Here is a 16390-nt window from a genome sequence, read left to right on the forward strand (position 1 = left end):
TCATTCATCTGTGCGGCAGGCTTTTGTGGCGAGGGAGCTTGCTCCCGCTCGGCGGCGCAGCCGTCGCACTGGGGGGCGCGGTGTTTCTGGAGAACCGCGTCAGCCCGGTTTGGGACTGCTGCGCAGTCCAGCGGGAGCAAGCTCCCTCGCCACAGGGTGTCCAAGTTGGGGGCTCAGTGAATAATCCAGCTCAACAGCCACAACCCCAGCACCAGCCAGATGATGCCCATGACGATCGACGCCCGCATGAAAGCGCGGATCGCCGAGTACAGCAGCATCAGCCCGAGGATCAGCGCAATGATGCTGATGATTGAAGTATCCATTCCCAGCGTCCGGGACAGGCCTTCGACAAAATTGCCGCCGGCATTGGCCAGGGTGTTGAACAGGCCACTGAGCAGATCGACGATAAAACGGATCACCGAACCGAGCGCCTGACCGAGCCATTCGAAAAAGCTTTCTACCTGCATGTGTGCGTCCTGATGAGAGGGAATCCACGTTGAGCCTTTTGCTCCTGAATGTAGGAGCGGTCCGGGCCGGGATCGTTCGATTATGGGGCAAACTGGCGCTTTGTATCGAGACTCTTGCCTTACCTCGTCATCCCCTCGAAGCTATGCGCATCCAGGAGAGCCCGATGAACCTTGTTGAACTGACCGAACGCCTGCATGCCATCCGTGATCGTAACGATTGGCGGCAATTTCACAGCCCGAAAAACCTGGCCATGGCCGCCAGCGTCGAAATGGCTGAATTGGTGGAGATTTTCCAGTGGTTGACCGAGGAGCAGTCACGCCAGTTGCCCGCGGAAAAACTTGCCCACGCCGGGCAGGAAATCGGTGACATCGTCTTGTACCTGTTGCTGTTGTGCAGCGAGCTGGGCCTGGACATGGACGCCGTGGTGCGCAGCAAGTTGGCCGACAGCGAACGGCGGTTCGGCCAATGAGCGATCGCCATTTCGATCAACTCGCCACGCGTTTTGCCGAAAAAATCTACGGAGGAGCCAAGGGGGCGATTCGGCTGGCCGTGCTTCAGGCCGATCTCCTTGAAGCGTTGCCGGATCGCCCCTTGCGAGTGCTGGATATTGGCGCGGGGCTGGGCCACATGTCGCTGTGGCTGGCCGAGCGGGGGCATCAGGTCACCCTGGCCGAACCGGCCGAGCCGATGCTCGAAGGCGCTCGCCAACGCTTTGCCGAGGCGGGCCAGGCCGCAACGTTCATCCAGGCGCCGTGGCAGGATCTGCTCGACCAGCTCACCGAACCTTACGATCTGGTGCTGTGCCACGCGGTGCTCGAATGGCTGGCCGAGCCCCATGCGATCCTGCCGGTGCTGCATCAGTTGACGGTGCCTGGCGGCTGGTTGTCCCTGGCGTTTTACAACCGCGATGCGCTGGTCTATCGCAACCTGCTCAAGGGGCACTTTCGCAAACTGCGTAAAAACGACTTGGCCGGCGAGAAACAAAGCCTGACCCCTCAGCAACCGCTTGATCCACGAGAATTGGCGGCGCAACTTGAAGGCCTGTGGCAGGTCGAAACCCAGAGTGGGGTGCGGGTTTTTCACGACTATATGCCGGTGGAGTTCCAAGGCCGTGCAGAGCTTGCGCAACTGCTGGAGATGGAACTGGCCCACCGTCGCCATCCGGCCTTTGCCGGCTTGGGACGTTATTTGCACTGGGTTTGCCGTCCCCTCTGATCCGCAAAGCAATCGGAGAGCGAAATGAAAGGTCGTTCAGGGTTAATGGTGTTGTGCCTGGGGCTGGCGGCCTGTCAGGGCAGCAACCCTTATGTCGCGACATCCAGGCCGCTGCCGCCAGCACCACCCGAGGCCGCCACGGTATTCGATCGCAGCGCCTATCCCGCGCCGCCCCGGGATTACGGGCGCTATCGCAGCTGGTCCTGGCTCAACGGCCGACTGCCACCGGGCACGGCCTGGGCGGACTCGGCGCAGGTGGCCGAAGCGGTGAGCAATGCCCTGGACCAGCGCGGCCTGCGCCCGCTGCATGACAATCGGCCGGCGGACCTCTTCGTCAGTGCCGACCTGCGCCTGGAGACCCGCGTACGCCAGGTTCGCGACGATTATGATTCGGGCTACTACGGCGGTTACAACCGATACGGGCCGGGTTATGGCATGTACAACAGCGTCCCCGTGGTACGCACTTACCGGGAGCAGGTCGTGGTGGTTCGGGTTGATCTGTTCGATGCCCGCAACAATCAGCCGGTTTGGAGTGCCAGCGCCGAGACCAGCCAGCGAGGCAGTCAGAGCGAACGTAGCGATGCCATTCGTGAGGCGGTGGAAAAGGCTCTTTCGGCTTATCCTCCCAGTTGATTACGCAACGGAGAAAAACCATGTTCCGCCGTATCGCCCCATTTGCCCTGGCCTTGTTGCTTGGCGCCTGCACTTCCAATCAGGTCAATCATGACTTCGACACCACCCGCGATTTCGCGGCCTACCGCAGCTGGAGCTGGAAAGAGCCGGCGCTGCAGTACCGTCCGGATGACCCGCGCATCAAGAGCGACCTGACCGAACAGCGGATCCGCCAAGCCGTCGCCGATCAGCTTGATCAGCGCGGCTTGCGCCCGGCTCCGTCCGGCACCCGCAGCGATGTGCAGGTCCAGGCCTACCTGATCGTCGAGGACCGTCAGCAACAGGTGACGACAAACTACGGCGGCGGCTGGGGCGGCCCCTGGAATGGCTATTGGGGCGGGCCGATGTATAACGAAACCCGCAACGTCAGCTACAAAGTCGCCACGGTGCAGATCGACCTGCTCGACGGCAAGGATGGCAAGTTGGTGTGGCGCGGTAGCGATGAGCAACTGCTCAGCGAGTCGCCCAACCCTACGGAGCGCAGCACGAAGGTGCGCGAGACGGTGGGGCGGATCCTGTCGAATTATCCACCGCGTTGACGAATGGCCCTTGTGGGAGCGAGCCTGCTCGCGAAGAGGCCGTCCCATTCAGCAGCAGCGGCGTAGGCAGGACCATCCCCTTCGCGAGCAGGCTCGCTCCCACAGGGGACGGCGTTTTTTATTCAGGCAACCGGCTGCCAACTGCCGAGCATGTGTTCCAGTTCTCCAGCCCCCGCCAACCGCAGCTTTCCACTGGACCCCGCGGCGCTCGCCAGCAGCGTCACCTCGCTGGGCAGGCGCACCGGTTTCCTGAAGTTCACTTCGATCTCGATGTTGGCCTCGGGCAAATGGTCGTCCAGCGCCGCTAACGTCCGGGCCTTGTTCCACAGGCCGTGGGCGATGGCGGTGGGGAAGCCGAACAGCCGGGCGCTGGCGGCGCTCAGGTGGATCGGATTGTAGTCGCCGGACACCTTGGCGTATTGCCGGCCGATGTCGGCAGGTGCTGTCCAGTGCGCCACTTCCGCCAACTCAAGGATGGCAGTCGCCGGTTCCTCCACCAGCGCCCCATCAAGCTGGACGCCTTTGCACAGCATCTGGCTTTCGGCCTCCCACAGCGGTCCCAGCTGATCTTCAATGCGGGTCACGAGATCGAACACCGCGCCCTTGGCGTGCGGCTGGAGATTCTCGGCATTGACGCTGGCGCGCACCTGGCTGACCCCGCCCATGGGCCGCAGTATGCGGATGCGGTTGCTGAGGTGGATCAACCCCAGCAGCGGGAACGGAAAATCCCGATCTGTCAGTAGCTGCATTTGCAGGGCGAACGCCAGCACATGGGGATAGGTTGGTGGCAGCAGACCGTTTTCGGTAAAGCCGCAAACCTTGCGATAGGCCGCCAGGCGTTGCTGATCAACCTGGATCACTTGGCGCAGCCCAACGTCCGGCAAGGTAGTGCCGGTGATCTTGCGGCGTGTCGCGGCCTTGGCGTACAGCCCGGACATCGACGGCGCGGCGTGTATCTCATGCCATTGGATCGTCATGATCAGGCCCCCAGCAGGCTTTGCCCACACACGCGCAGCGCCTGTCCGGTCACGGCACCGGTGCCCGGTTGCGCAAGCCAGGCCACGGCTTCGGCGACATCCTGGGGCAGGCCGCCCTGGCCCAGCGAGCTCATGCGTCGCCCGGCTTCGCGCAGGGCGAAAGGAATATCTGCGGTCATGCGGGTTTCGATGAAGCCTGGCGCCACGGCGTTGATGCTGATGCCTCGGGCCTGCAGGGTTGGCGCCCAGGCTTGAGCAAGGCCGATCAGCCCGGCCTTGCTCGCGGCGTAGTTGGTCTGGCCGCGATTGCCGGCGATGCCACTGATGGATGCCAGCAGGATGACCCGGCCGTTGTCGCGCAGGGTGCCGCTGTCGAGCAGGGCCTTGGTCAGCACTTGCGGCGCATTGAGGTTGACTGCCAGCACCGCGTCCCAGAATTCCGGGGTCATGTTGGCGAGGGTCTTGTCCCGGGTGATGCCAGCGTTATGTACAACGATGTCGACGCCGTCGGGCAGGTGTTCAATCAACTGCGTGGCTGCGTCTTCTGCGCAGATGTCCAGCGTCAGGCTGCGCCCGCTCAGGCGTGCGGCCAAGGCATCGAGGTCGGCCTTGGCTGGCGGTACGTCCAGCAGGATCACATCGGCGCCATCGCGGGCCAGTGTTTCGGCAATGGAGGCGCCGATGCCACGGGCAGCGCCGGTAACGAGTGCCTTGAGCCCCGTCAACGGACGGGTCCAGTCCTGGACCTGGGTTGCACAGGCCTTGAGACGAATCACTTGCCCGGAAACGTAGGCACTCTTGGGCGACAGGAAAAACCGTAGGGCGCCTTCCAGCTGGGTTTCGGCGCCTTCGCCGACGTACAGCAACTGCAGCGTCCCGCCATGGCGCAGCTCCTTGGCCAGGGACCGGCTGAAACCCTCCAAAGCCCGCTGGGCGCTGGCGGCGAACGGGTCGTCGAGGTTTTCCGGAGCGCGGCCGAGGATGACGACATGAGCGCTGTGGTCGAGATTTTTCATCAGCGGCTGGAAAAACTCGCGCAATTGCTTGAGCTGGTCGACCTGTGCCAGGTGGCTGGCGTCGTACACCACAGCCTTGATTTTCGGGCCGTGCCCGGGGATCCATTCAGTGGCGAGCGTCGGTTCGCCACCGTAGATGAAAATGGCGTCGGTCAGGCGCTTGGCGAATGTGCCGACCTGTTCGGTCAGCGGCCCGCCGCCCAGCAGCAAGGCACCCTCGATTGGCCGCAGGCGCCCGGCTTGCCAACGCTCCAGGCGTACCGGCGATGGCAAGCCGAGAGCGCCAACCAGACGCAGGCCAATGGGCGAATTGGCAAAGTCTATGTAACGGTCTGACATGGAACACACTCCGGCTGATGAGGTTCCAAGTGTGGACCATGTTTGGCAATCAGTCGTTCGATCGGCGGGATAAAGCCTAAGCTGTGTTCCAGGGCACCGCCTTCACATGGGAACAAGCCTGCTCCCATGGGTGATGGGTCAACGCTGACGGCACATTTGGACATACAAAGGGGAGTTCTACATGGCACAGCTACGCCGCGTCGCGATCATCGGCGGTAACCGCATTCCTTTCGCCCGCTCCAACGGGCCCTATGCCACCGCCAGCAACCAGGCGATGCTGACCGCTGCGCTTGAGGGCTTGATCGAGCGCTACAACCTGCACGGCGTGCATATCGGGGAGATGGCCGCGGGGGCGGTGCTGAAGTTTTCCCGAGACATGAACCTGACCCGCGAGTGCGTGCTCGGCTCGCGGCTGTCGCCCAGCACACCCGCCTATGATGTGCAGCAGGCCTGCGGCACGGGGCTTGAGACGGTGCTACTGGTGGCCAACAAAATCGCCCTCGGGCAGATCGACAGCGCCATTGCCGGCGGCGTGGACACCACCTCCGACGCACCGATCGGCGTCAATGAAGGGCTGCGCAGGATCCTGCTGCAAGCCAATCGCGCGAAAACCACCGCCGATAAAATCAAGACGTTTTTGCAATTGCGCCCCGGGCATCTGGTACCTGACCTGCCGCGCATCAACGAGCCGCGCACTGGCCTGAGCATGGGCGAGCACTGCGAGTTGATGGCGCAAACCTGGCAGATCCCCCGACAAGAGCAGGATCAGTTGGCCGTGGAGAGTCATCAAAAAATGGCCGCCGCTTACGCCGAAGGCTGGCACAACGACCTGATGACGCCGTTTCTCGGCCTGACCCGCGACAACAACCTGCGCCCGGACCTGACCCTGGAGAAACTCGCTTCCCTCAAGGCCGCCTTCGAAAAAACCGCCAAGGGCACGCTGACGGCGGGCAATTCCACCCCACTGACCGATGGCGCCTCGCTGGTGTTGTTGGCGAGCGAGGAGTGGGCCAACGCCCGTGGGCTGCCGATCCTGGCTTACCTGCGTGACGGCGAAACGGCGGCAGTGGACTTCGTCAACGGCGCCGAAGGCCTGCTGATGGCGCCGGTCTATGCCGTGCCGCGGCTGTTGGCGCGCAACGGCCTGACCTTGCAGGACTTCGACTATTACGAGATTCACGAGGCGTTCGCCGCCCAGGTGCTGTGCACCTTGAAAGCCTGGGAAGACGCGGATTACTGCAAGGCCCGCCTGGGCCTTGATGCGCCGCTGGGTACTCTCGACCGCAGCCGGCTGAACGTGAAGGGCAGCTCACTGGCCGCCGGACATCCATTTGCCGCAACCGGCGGGCGCATTGTCGCCAACCTGGCCAAGCTGCTGGACGCGGCAGGGAAGGGCCGGGGGCTGATTTCCATCTGCGCAGCCGCCGGCCAAGGGGTGACGGCTATCATCGAGCGCTGACGATGGCCTCGCTCTTTTGCGATGCCTGCGCCCGTTGCCGGCTTGCATAGCGTTCGGCGAGGATCGAGCAGACGATCAGTTGCAGCGGGTGATAGATCATGATCGGCAGCAGGATCAGCCCGAGGCCGGGGTTGTTGCCGAAAATCAGCGCCGCCATCGGCACTCCGGCGGCCAGGGATTTCTTGCTCGCGCAAAATACCGCGGCGACTTCATCGGCGTTGTTGAAACGCAGGGCGCGAGCGGTGCGGGTGGTCATCCACAGAATGACAGCCAGCAACACCGCACTGCCCAGCACGGCGCTGAGCAGCACACCATGACCTTGTTGTTGCCAGATCCCGGAAATCATCGAATTGCAGAATGCGGCGTAAACCAGCAGCAGGATGACCAGTTTGTCGATGATGCTGGTATAGCGCTTGTAGCGCGCGAAAAAACCGGCCAGCCAGCGCCGCAGAAACTGCCCGAGCACCAGCGGCAACAGCAACATCATGCACAGGTCGGGCAGCGTCGAGCCCAGGTCGATGCCGCCGGCACCGTTGCCGACCACCAGGCTGACCAGCAGCGGCGTCAGGAGAACCCCCAGCACGCTGGACAAGCTGGCGTTGAGAATCGCCGCGGGTACGTTGCCGCCGGCGCTGCCGGTCAGGGCCACCGAGGACGAAATGGTCGAAGGCAACGCGCACAGGTAAAAGAACCCCAGCATCAACAAGGACGGCACATGGCTGCCCAGTGTCCAGTTGCCGAGCAGCCAGATCAACGGAAATACCCCAAAGGTGAAGCCTTGCACCATCAGGTGCAGTCGGATGTTTTTCAGGCCATGGCGGATCTGCTCGCCGGACAGATTGACGCCGTGGAGGAAAAACACCACGAAGATGCCAATGTTGACCACCCATTCGGCATGCATGGCGCCGCCGGTAGCGCCGAAGCGCGGGAAGAAATACGCCAGCAGCGTGGCGAGCAACATGCCGCACAGGAACCAGTCGGTCGCCATGCGCTTGAGGTGTCTGAGGATGTGCATAGGGCACCGTGGATTGTAAGAAGAGTCGTCTTAGCCTAACGTCGGCCTACCCGGTCGTCTTGCGACATAAGGCCAATCAATGCCGACTAACGGACATCAACAGCTCGAACGACGCATTCCGGACCTGACGGAGCTGCCTCGGCCGCTTTATGCCCGGGTCGAAAGTCTGAATGCCGGTTCGTGGACCCAGGCTCATCGCCACGATTGGGTGCAATTCTCCTACGCGATCAGTGGCGTGCTCGGCGTCCATACGGCCGAAGGCAGCTTCTTCGCGCCACCGCAATGGGGCATCTGGATCCCGGCGGACCTGGAGCATCAGGTCGTGACGTCCATGCGCGCGGAAATGCGCAGTCTTTACGTCCATCGCCAGGCGTGCCCGTGGGCCGATGATCGTTGCCGGGTGCTGGAAGTTACACCGCTGGCACGGGAGCTGATCAAAGTGTTCTGCCAGTTTCCCGCCACTTACCCACAGGGCGAGACCCAGGAAACACGCTTGGTCCAAGTGCTGCTGGACCAATTGGCGGCGCTGCCGGAAGTGGGCTTTTCCCTGCCATTGCCCCGTCACGCTCGTTTGCTGGAACTGTGCAACGAATTGATCGAGCAACCCGAAGGCAACGTGACCCTGCAAGCCTGGGCCGAGCGCCTGGGCACGTCGGAAAAAACTTTGATGCGCCTGTTCCAGCGTGAAACCGGTTTGAGCTTCCGGGCGTGGCGCCAGCGCATGCGCCTGTTGTCTTCCCTGGAGTCGCTGGAACAGGGCGATAGCGTGACCAGCGCGGCCTTGTCCTGTGGGTATGATTCGACGTCCGCTTTCATTGCGGCATTCAAGGGACTGTTCGGTTTTACGCCGGGGGACTGTTCAAGCGCTGACTCGTTTGGCTCTTGTCGCAACCGCTTGCCATTCACTGAGCAACCCCACGCCCGGTCTCGACTATGATTTGGCTCGGTTGTCCGACCCGGCACAGTGTGTGCATTCAGGGTTCATAGGTCGGACCCCCTCCCCGTGGAGGGAGGATTGCCGTATAACGACCTGTCATTCGCGTGTTTGGTAATAAAGGACCCAGAATAAAAGCTGATGAAGACTCCAAAACGCATTGAACCCCTGATCGAGGACGGTCTGGTCGACGAGGTGCTGCGCCCACTCATGAGTGGTAAAGAAGCAGCTGTTTATGTGGTGCGCTGCGGCAACGAGCTACGTTGCGCCAAAGTCTACAAGGAGGCGAACAAGCGAAGTTTTCGCCAGGCGGCCGAATACCAGGAAGGCCGCAAGGTGCGCAACAGCCGTCAGGCCCGGGCCATGGCTAAAGGCTCGAAGTTTGGCCGCAAGGAAACCGAAGACGCCTGGCAGAACGCCGAAGTGGCCGCGCTGTTCCGGCTGGCCAGCGCCGGCGTGCGGGTTCCGAAGCCGTATGACTTCCTCGAGGGCGTGCTGCTGATGGAATTGGTGGCCGACGAGTACGGCGATGCGGCGCCGCGTCTCAACGACGTGGTGCTGGAGCCGGATCAGGCCCGCGAGTATCACGCTTTTCTGATTTCCCAGATCGTGTTGATGTTGTGTACCGGTCTGGTGCACGGCGACCTGTCGGAGTTCAACGTGCTGCTGACGCCGACGGGGCCGGTCATCATCGACCTGCCGCAAGCGGTGGACGCTGCCGGCAACAACCACGCCTTCAGCATGCTGGAGCGGGACGTCGGCAACATGGCGTCCTACTTCGGTCGGTTTGCCCCGGAGCTGAAACGCACCAAATACGCCAAGGAAATGTGGGCCCTGTATGAAGCAGGCACCCTGCACCCGGAGAGCGTGCTGACCGGTGAGTTCGACGAGCCGGAAGAAATGGCGGATGTCGGCGGGATCATGCGCGAAATCGAGGCCGCGCGCCTGGATGAAGAGCGCCGCCAGGCCGTACGCGCCGCCGACGATGCGCCACCCGGCAAGACCGAAGAGCCGCCTCCGCCGTGGATGCAGTGATCGGTTGACCTGAAACCCGGCCATGGCCGTAATGCGGTCCACATGGAAAGTGATGGCCCTGTGGCGAGGGAGCTTGCTCCCGCTCGGCTGCGAAGCAGTCGTGAATCTGCGGGTACGGTGTATCTGATGCTCCGCATTTGGCAGGTTTTGGGGCCGCTTCGCGGCCCAGCGGGAGCAAGCTCCCTCGCCACGGGTTTGTCGGTGCCTTGAGTGAATCGCATCAGGCCGAGGCCGGGTTTTTGATGATCAGCTTGAATCCTTGTGGGAGCGAGCCTGCTCGCGAAAGCGGTGGATCAGCTTGCATCAATGCATTGGCCGCCTTCTTCGCGAGCAAGCTCGCTCCCACAGGAGGTACCAGGTCTACATCACCCCGACGCCAATTTCCTGAGGATCGGGCAGTCCGGGCGATGATCGCCCTGGCAGTGCTCCACCAAGTCCTGGAGCGTGTCGCGCAGTTCGGCCAGTTCACGGATTTTCTGGTTCAGTTCGTCGATATGCTGCCGGGCCAGGGCCTTTACGTCGGCGCTGGCGCGTTGACGGTCCTGCCACAAAGTCAGCAACTTGCCGACCTCTTCCAGGGAAAACCCCAGATCCCGGGAGCGCTTGATGAATGCCAACGTATGCAAGTCATCGGCGCCATAGATCCGATAACCACTGTCCGTGCGATGGGCTGCCCTGAGCAGGCCGATGGATTCGTAGTACCTGATCATCTTTGCGCTGAGGCCGCTCTGGCGGGCTGCCTGGCCAATGTTCATCGCTTGTCCTCCAGATGCGCGGGTGTCCAGAACTTCAACAACAATGCATTGCTCACCACGCTGACGCTCGACAGCGCCATGGCTGCGCCGGCCAACACCGGGTTGAGCAAACCGAACGCCGCCAGCGGAATGCCGATCAGGTTATAGACGAACGCCCAGAACAGATTCTGACGGATTTTTGCGTAGGTCTTGCGGCTGATGTCCAGCGCCGCCGGTACCAGGCGCGGATCGCCGCGCATCAGGGTGATGCCGGCGGCCTGCATCGCCACGTCGGTGCCGCCGCCCATGGCAATGCCGATGTCCGCGGCGGCCAGGGCCGGAGCGTCGTTGATGCCATCGCCGACCATCGCCACCACCGAGTGGGCTTTCAGTTGTTGAACGATGGCGGACTTGTCGCCCGGCAACACTTCGGCGTGGACGTTGGCGATTCCCAATGCCTGGGCAACGACCCGAGCGCTGCCCCGGTTGTCGCCCGTGAGCAGGTGGCTGGCGATGTGACGTTGCTTCAAGGCCTCGACCGCCGCCAGAGCGCCGGGCTTGAGGGTGTCGCCGAAGGCGAACAGGCCCAGGACCCGAGGCGTTGCGCCTTGCTCGACGAGCCAGGACAGGGTTCGACCTTCGGTTTCCCAGGCTTGCGCCGACTCGGCCAGCGAACCGGGGTTCAGGCCCAGCTCTTCCAGCAGACGACGATTTCCCAAGGCCAGGCGGCGCCCGTCGAGGCTACCGGCGATACCGCGTCCGGTCAGGGACTGGCTATCGCTGGCATCCGCTACGCTCAGGCCGCGTTCGGCGCAGGCGTCGAGCACCGCTTTGGCCAGCGGGTGTTCGCTGCCGCGTTGCAAGGCGCCGGCCATGTTCAGCAGTGCGTCTTCATCACCGTCAAGCGCGGCCAGATGGGCGATGCGTGGCGTGCCGGACGTCAGGGTGCCGGTCTTGTCGAACACCACCGTGCCGACTTCATGGGCACGCTCCAGCGCCTCGGCATCCTTGATCAGAATGCCGTGGCGGGCGGCCACGCCAGTGCCGGCCATGATTGCCGTCGGCGTCGCCAGGCCCAGGGCACAGGGGCAGGCGATCACCAGCACGGCGACGGCGTTGATCAGCGCCGTCTCCAGCGGCGCACCGTAGAGCCACCAGCCAAGCAACGTTGCGAGTGCCAGGGTCAATACGACCGGCACGAAAACCTGGCTGACTTTGTCCACCAATTTCTGAATCGGCGCCTTGGCGGCCTGGGCGTCTTCCACCAGGCGAATGATGCGTGCCAGCACGCTCTCGGCCCCCAGGGCCCGGGTGCGCACCAGCAGGCGCCCTTCGCCATTGATCGCGCCGCCAGTGACATGATCACCGGGTTGCTTGGGCACGGGCAGGCTTTCGCCGCTGATCAACGCCTCGTCGGCGTGACTCTGGCCCTCGAGCACTTCACCGTCCACCGGGAAGCGCTCGCCGGGTTTGACCAGCACCAGGTCATTCAAGCGCAGGGCACTGATGGCGACGTCCCGTTCCTGGCCGTCGACCACTTGAATCGCCCGCTCCGGTCGCAAGGCTTCGAGGGCGCGGATGGCGCTGGCGGTCTGTCGTTTGGCGCGGCTTTCCAGGTACTTGCCCAGCAGCACCAAGGCAATCACCACGGCCGACGCCTCGAAATACAGATGCGGCATGCTCCCCGGGCGGGCCATCGCCCACTCATAGAGGCTCAAGCCATAACCGGCGCTGGTGCCCAGGGCGACGAGCAGGTCCATGTTCCCGGCACCGGCGCGGACGGCTTTGAATGCCGCGACGTAAAACCGCGCACCGAAGATGAATTGCACCGGCGTCGCCAGCGCGAATTGCGCCCAGGCCGGCAGCATCCAATGCACGCCGAACGGCTGCAACAGCATCGGCAATACCAGCGGGATCGACAGCAGAATCGCCAGCACCAGGGCTACGCGCTCGCGGCTCAGCTGATCGGCTTGGGTTTTTCGAGGCTGCTCGACTTGCCAGACACTGGCGTCGTAACCGGCGCGTTTGACCGCGTCTATCAGGTTTTGCGGATCGACCTGTCCGAGCAATTCAAGGTGGGCTCGCTCATTGGCGAGGTTGACACTGGCCCGGTTCACCCCGGCAACTTTCCCCAACGCCCGTTCGACCCGGCCCACGCAAGAGGCGCAGGTCATGCCCTCGATGCTCAGCTCCAGGGTCTGGACGGGAACGCTGTAACCTGCCCGCTCGACCGCCTGCATCAACGCAGGCAGGCTTCCCTGCGGGGCCTGGATCCGCGCCTGTTCCGTTGCCAGGTTGACGCTGACGGCGCTGGCGCCGGCGACCTTGGCCAAGGCTCGCTCGACTCGCCCGGCACAGCTTGCGCAGGTCATGCCGGAAATCGGCAGATCGAAGGTGGTGGACTCGGACATCGGACAGGCTCCCTGTAGTGAGTGACTACAGGATCAACCTTGCCACGCGGGCAAGGTCAAGCACCAGTTCAAAAGCTTGCGACCCTCGTGGGAGCGAGCCTGCTCGCGAAGGCCGGTAAGGCCAATCTCTTCATCGGCTATCGCACCGCTTTCGCGAGCAGGCTCGCTCCCACAAGGACTCGCGAGGTCAGTAACCGAGATCAGCCTGCTTAAGGTACATGCCCTCATGCGTCATGGCGATGCGGTACTTCAGGACGTCGCCGGCCTTGAGCGTGATGTCCTGTGAACCGGGGGCGAGCATGCCCGGACTGCAACCCGGCGCCTGGCCTGGCAACAATTTCAAGCGCAAGGAGATCTGGCCCGGTGGCAGATTGAACGAAGTGCTCTGCTCCTGGAACAGCCTGGCCGCGAGCTGGTCCTGAATGTAGACGCCGATTTCGCAGCTGGTCGACACTTCCAGGCGCTCGCGGGAAATGATCAGCACACCGAAATCTTCACCGGCGGCCGATGCCTGGGGCACCAATGCAGAAAAACCGAGCATGCAAAACAGGCTGAACGCTGACCAGCGCATGGCTGAACCTCCGGTATTAAATCCTTGATGTGTGCAGCTTGGCCGAGCGCGCTGCCGAATGCCAGCCCGGCAGTTTCCGTCAGAACTTGACCTTGCCATGATGGCAAGCTTGAAACTGCGCACAACCTCAAACCAAGGAGTCATTTTCATGCAGATCTTCAATGTTCAAGGCATGTCCTGCGGTCATTGTGTAAAGGCAGTCACTCTGGCTCTTCAAGCCAAAGACCCGGACGCCGAGGTAAAGGTCGATCTGGGCGCCAAGACTGTTGAGGTCCAAAGCAAGTTGTCGTCCGATACCGTAATCGAGGCAATCAGGGAAGAGGGTTACGAAGCCAGTCCTGCTTGAAATTTTTCAATCGTTAGCGACCTATCGGAATGTTCAAGAGCGCCCAGCCCGGCTAGACTGTCGGGCTGCCGACTGACGCCTGAGCTGGACGCCCGATGAACCTCCGTACCATTCTGATTCTTGGCGCCTTGAGCGCTTTTGGTCCCTTGGCGATCGATTTCTATCTGCCGGCCTTCCCGGCAATGGCGATCGCCTTTGGCACCGATGAAAACCATGTCCAGCTGACCCTGGCCGCCTACTTCCTCGGGCTGTCCCTCGGGCAACTGGCCTACGGGCCGGTGGCGGATCGCTTTGGACGGCGTATCCCGTTGCTGACAGGCGTCGGCTTGTTCACCGTGGCATCGCTGGCCTGTGCCTATGCGCCCAGTCTCGAATGGCTGATTGGCGCTCGTTTCGTCCAGGCGTTGGGCGGCTGTGCCGGGATGGTGATCTCCCGGGCGGTAGTCAGCGACAAATGCGACGCGGTGGGCTCGGCCAAGGTGTTCTCGCAACTGATGCTGGTGATGGGCCTGGCGCCGATCCTGGCGCCGATGCTCGGCGGCTTGCTGGTGAACCTGTACGGTTGGCAATCAATTTTCATCGGCCTGACCTTGTTCAGCGCGCTCGCGGCGACGGCCGTCGCGTTGTGGCTCCCGGAGAGCTTGCCGGCTCACGTACCTCGGCAACCGTTATCCGGCGCGTTGCGTCAGTACGGTCGGCTTCTCACAGACTCGGTTTTCCTGGGGCACGCCCTGACGGGCGGCATCGCGATTGCCGGGATGTTTGCCTATATCGCCGGTTCGCCATTTGTCTTCATCAAGCTTTACGGCGTACCGGCCGAACACTTCGGCTGGCTGTTCGGTACCAACGCGGCGGGTTTCATCCTGGTGGCCCAGGTCAATGCCCGCTTGTTGTCCAGGCGAGGCCCGGCATTTTTGCTGGCTCGCGCCGTCTGGGTCTACTGGATAGCCGGGCTCAGTTTACTGGCTGTCAGCGCCTTGCAGCCGGAGCGTTTGTGGCCGTTACTGATCCCATTGTTCATCTGCATCGCCAGCCTTGGCTGCATCCTTCCCAATGCATCGGCCTGCGCCATGAACGGGCAGGGGGCTCGTGCCGGTAGCGCTTCGGCGATGCTGGGGTGCCTGCAGTTTTCCGTAGCCGCCGGGGCCGCCGCACTGGTGGCGGCGCTGCATGACGGCACGGCAGTGCCGATGGCGATGGTAATCAGCCTGTGCGGACTATTGGTGGTGGGTGCCGCGATGCTGACCCGTCGGCTGCAGAACGCCCGGGCGCTCGCTCAGGCGGGCCAGCAAAGCTGAGTCAGCTGGCGGCACGTTGCTGATGTTCGGGAAATTGATGCGGCGCATGGATGCGCGCTTGCAAGGTCGCGGCGAAAGCCTGGGCTTCGGCTTCTGAGCGAAAGGTCACGACGTGCTGGTCAAGACGCACTTGCCATTGGGATTTTGCCACCTCTTTTATCAGGATCTTCATTGCTGACCTCCTCACGTAAAAGATTGCGTTGCAAAGGCCTCGAGTGTAGACCCGAATGCCAGCGCAATTGTGACGACGGTCAATTGTCGGACTAACGGTGCAGTTGCCCCCACAGGATTGTTTGCAGGGCAACTGCCCGCTGCAGTCAGAAGCCCTCTAGCACGATCTTGCCCTTGGACTTGCCGCTTTCCAGCAACGCGTGAGCCCGGCGCAGGTTCTCGGCATTGATGGTGCCAAAGTGTTCGCCCACCGTGGTCTTCAACGTGCCGGCATCGATCAGTCGGGCCACGCGGTTGAGCAGCTTGTGTTGTTCAAGCATGTCGGCGGTCTCGAACAGTGAACGGGTGTACATGAACTCCCAATGCAACGACAGGCTCTTGCGCTTGAGCTTGGTCACGTCCAGCGATTTGGGATCATCGATCAGTGCCAGTTTGCCTTGGGGCGCCAGGGCTTCGACCAGTTGGTCGAGGTGCTGATCGGTCTGCGTCAGGCTGGCAACGTGGGTCACTTGGGCCTGGCCCGCCTCCTTCAGTGCATCGCTCAGCGGTTGGCTGTGATCCACGACGAGGTGGGCGCCCAGGTCTCGCACCCATTCCTGGGTCTGCGGCCGGGAAGCGCTGCCGATGACGTTCAGTCCGGTGAGTTGGCGGGCCAGTTGCGTCAGGATCGAACCCACACCCCCGGCGGCGCCGACAATCAACAGGCTCTGGCCCAGATCGCTCTGGCCTTCCTTGATCTGCAATCGATCAAAGAGCAATTCCCAGGCGGTGATAGCGGTCAACGGCAGTGCGGCCGCTTCGGCGAAACCGAGGGTCTGCGGCATATGACCGACGATGCGCTCATCGACAACGTGCAACTCGCTGTTGCCTCCGGCCCGGGCGATCGAACCGGCGTAGAACACCTTGTCTCCGGCCTTGAACAGCGTGACTTCGCTGCCTACGGCCTTGACCACGCCGGCCACGTCCCAACCCAGCACCTTGGCCGCGCCTGCTTCGGGCTGGACGTTCTGGCGGACCTTGGTGTCGACGGGGTTGACTGAAATGGCCTTGACTTCCACCAGCAGGTCGCGGGGGCCGGCGACCGGTTCGGGCAACTCGATGTCCTGCAGCGATTGTGGGTTGGCGATGGGCAGCGATTGGTAATACGCGATGGCTTTCATACAGCAGCTCCGTAAGGGGGTTCGATGAAG

Annotated in this window: 18 protein-coding genes; 9 read left to right on the top strand and 9 right to left on the bottom strand. The window is 62.7% G+C overall.

Annotation, left to right across the window (positions count from 1 at the left end):
- Positions 1-173: 173 nt before the first annotated feature.
- The gene (locus M1E16_RS03070) at positions 174-467 is read right to left on the bottom strand and encodes a hypothetical protein (RefSeq protein WP_305497064.1); all 294 of its coding nucleotides are present in this window, start codon (positions 465-467) and stop codon (positions 174-176) included.
- 164 nt (positions 468-631) lie between these two features.
- Here M1E16_RS03070 and M1E16_RS03075 point away from each other — a divergent pair, with 164 nt between their 5' ends.
- From M1E16_RS03075 to M1E16_RS03090, 4 genes are read left to right on the top strand one after another with little or no spacing between them, the layout of a single operon-like run.
- On the top strand, positions 632-937 hold the full coding sequence (locus M1E16_RS03075) for a MazG-like family protein (protein WP_434626302.1): 306 nt from the start codon (positions 632-634) through the stop codon (positions 935-937).
- The gene (locus tag M1E16_RS03080) at positions 934-1683 is read left to right on the top strand and encodes a methyltransferase (protein ID WP_458129176.1); all 750 of its coding nucleotides are present in this window, start codon (positions 934-936) and stop codon (positions 1681-1683) included. Before M1E16_RS03075 ends, M1E16_RS03080 begins: the two co-directional genes overlap by 4 nt.
- Before the next feature lie 24 nt (positions 1684-1707).
- Positions 1708-2316, top strand: a complete 609-nt coding sequence (locus M1E16_RS03085) for a DUF4136 domain-containing protein (RefSeq protein ID WP_434626300.1) — start codon at positions 1708-1710, stop codon at positions 2314-2316.
- A gap of 20 nt (positions 2317-2336) precedes the next feature.
- A complete protein-coding gene (locus M1E16_RS03090) occupies positions 2337-2894 on the top strand; it encodes a DUF4136 domain-containing protein (protein ID WP_434695975.1) in 558 nt (185 codons plus the stop codon).
- Between the two features lie 122 nt (positions 2895-3016).
- Here the strand turns inward: M1E16_RS03090 and M1E16_RS03095 are convergent, their stop codons facing one another.
- Together M1E16_RS03095 and M1E16_RS03100 are read right to left on the bottom strand one after the other, a co-directional pair.
- The gene (locus M1E16_RS03095; protein ID WP_458129177.1) at positions 3017-3871 is read right to left on the bottom strand and encodes a MaoC family dehydratase; all 855 of its coding nucleotides are present in this window, start codon (positions 3869-3871) and stop codon (positions 3017-3019) included.
- A gap of 2 nt (positions 3872-3873) precedes the next feature.
- On the bottom strand, positions 3874-5226 hold the full coding sequence (locus tag M1E16_RS03100) for a 3-oxoacyl-ACP reductase (protein ID WP_434653767.1): 1353 nt from the start codon (positions 5224-5226) through the stop codon (positions 3874-3876).
- 181 nt (positions 5227-5407) lie between these two features.
- On the opposite strand from M1E16_RS03100, the gene M1E16_RS03105 reads away from it, so the two are divergent.
- Positions 5408-6685: an acetyl-CoA C-acetyltransferase gene (locus M1E16_RS03105; RefSeq protein WP_458129178.1), complete on the top strand. Its 1278-nt coding sequence runs from the start codon at positions 5408-5410 to the stop codon at positions 6683-6685.
- On the opposite strand, the gene M1E16_RS03110 is transcribed toward M1E16_RS03105, so the two are convergent.
- On the bottom strand, positions 6672-7700 hold the full coding sequence (locus M1E16_RS03110; RefSeq protein ID WP_458129179.1) for a bile acid:sodium symporter family protein: 1029 nt from the start codon (positions 7698-7700) through the stop codon (positions 6672-6674). The two genes, M1E16_RS03105 and M1E16_RS03110, sit on opposite strands and share 14 nt — an antisense overlap.
- Before the next feature lie 79 nt (positions 7701-7779).
- On the opposite strand from M1E16_RS03110, the gene M1E16_RS03115 reads away from it, so the two are divergent.
- The gene (locus tag M1E16_RS03115; RefSeq protein WP_458129180.1) at positions 7780-8637 is read left to right on the top strand and encodes a helix-turn-helix domain-containing protein; all 858 of its coding nucleotides are present in this window, start codon (positions 7780-7782) and stop codon (positions 8635-8637) included.
- A gap of 138 nt (positions 8638-8775) precedes the next feature.
- Positions 8776-9669 (top strand): PA4780 family RIO1-like protein kinase, encoded by an 894-nt coding sequence (locus tag M1E16_RS03120; protein WP_458129181.1) that lies wholly within the window; start codon positions 8776-8778, stop codon positions 9667-9669.
- 365 nt (positions 9670-10034) lie between these two features.
- Here the strand turns inward: M1E16_RS03120 and cueR are convergent, their stop codons facing one another.
- From cueR to M1E16_RS03135, 3 genes are all read right to left on the bottom strand, one after another.
- A complete protein-coding gene (gene cueR, locus M1E16_RS03125) occupies positions 10035-10424 on the bottom strand; it encodes a Cu(I)-responsive transcriptional regulator (RefSeq protein WP_458129182.1) in 390 nt (129 codons plus the stop codon).
- Complete coding sequence (locus M1E16_RS03130; protein WP_458129183.1) at positions 10421-12814, bottom strand: heavy metal translocating P-type ATPase; 2394 nt, start codon at positions 12812-12814, stop codon at positions 10421-10423. The genes cueR and M1E16_RS03130 overlap by 4 nt, the downstream gene beginning before the upstream one ends.
- A 187-nt stretch (positions 12815-13001) precedes the next feature.
- A complete protein-coding gene (locus M1E16_RS03135; RefSeq protein WP_458129184.1) occupies positions 13002-13385 on the bottom strand; it encodes a hypothetical protein in 384 nt (127 codons plus the stop codon).
- Between the two features lie 148 nt (positions 13386-13533).
- On the opposite strand from M1E16_RS03135, the gene M1E16_RS03140 reads away from it, so the two are divergent.
- Positions 13534-13731, top strand: coding sequence for a heavy-metal-associated domain-containing protein (locus M1E16_RS03140; RefSeq protein ID WP_434626291.1), 198 nt, complete (start codon positions 13534-13536; stop codon positions 13729-13731).
- A 95-nt stretch (positions 13732-13826) separates the two neighbouring features.
- Positions 13827-15029 (top strand): multidrug effflux MFS transporter, encoded by a 1203-nt coding sequence (locus tag M1E16_RS03145; RefSeq protein ID WP_434695966.1) that lies wholly within the window; start codon positions 13827-13829, stop codon positions 15027-15029.
- A 1-nt stretch (position 15030) separates the two neighbouring features.
- On the opposite strand, the gene M1E16_RS03150 is transcribed toward M1E16_RS03145, so the two are convergent.
- Positions 15031-15201 carry a hypothetical protein gene (locus M1E16_RS03150; RefSeq protein WP_305497035.1) on the bottom strand — a complete coding sequence of 57 codons (171 nt, stop codon included), beginning with the start codon at positions 15199-15201 and terminating at the stop codon, positions 15031-15033.
- A gap of 145 nt (positions 15202-15346) precedes the next feature.
- Complete coding sequence (locus M1E16_RS03155; RefSeq protein ID WP_458129185.1) at positions 15347-16360, bottom strand: zinc-binding alcohol dehydrogenase family protein; 1014 nt, start codon at positions 16358-16360, stop codon at positions 15347-15349.
- Positions 16361-16390: the final 30 nt, after the last annotated feature.

The sequence above is a fragment of the Pseudomonas sp. Z2-11 genome, assembly GCF_054161305.1.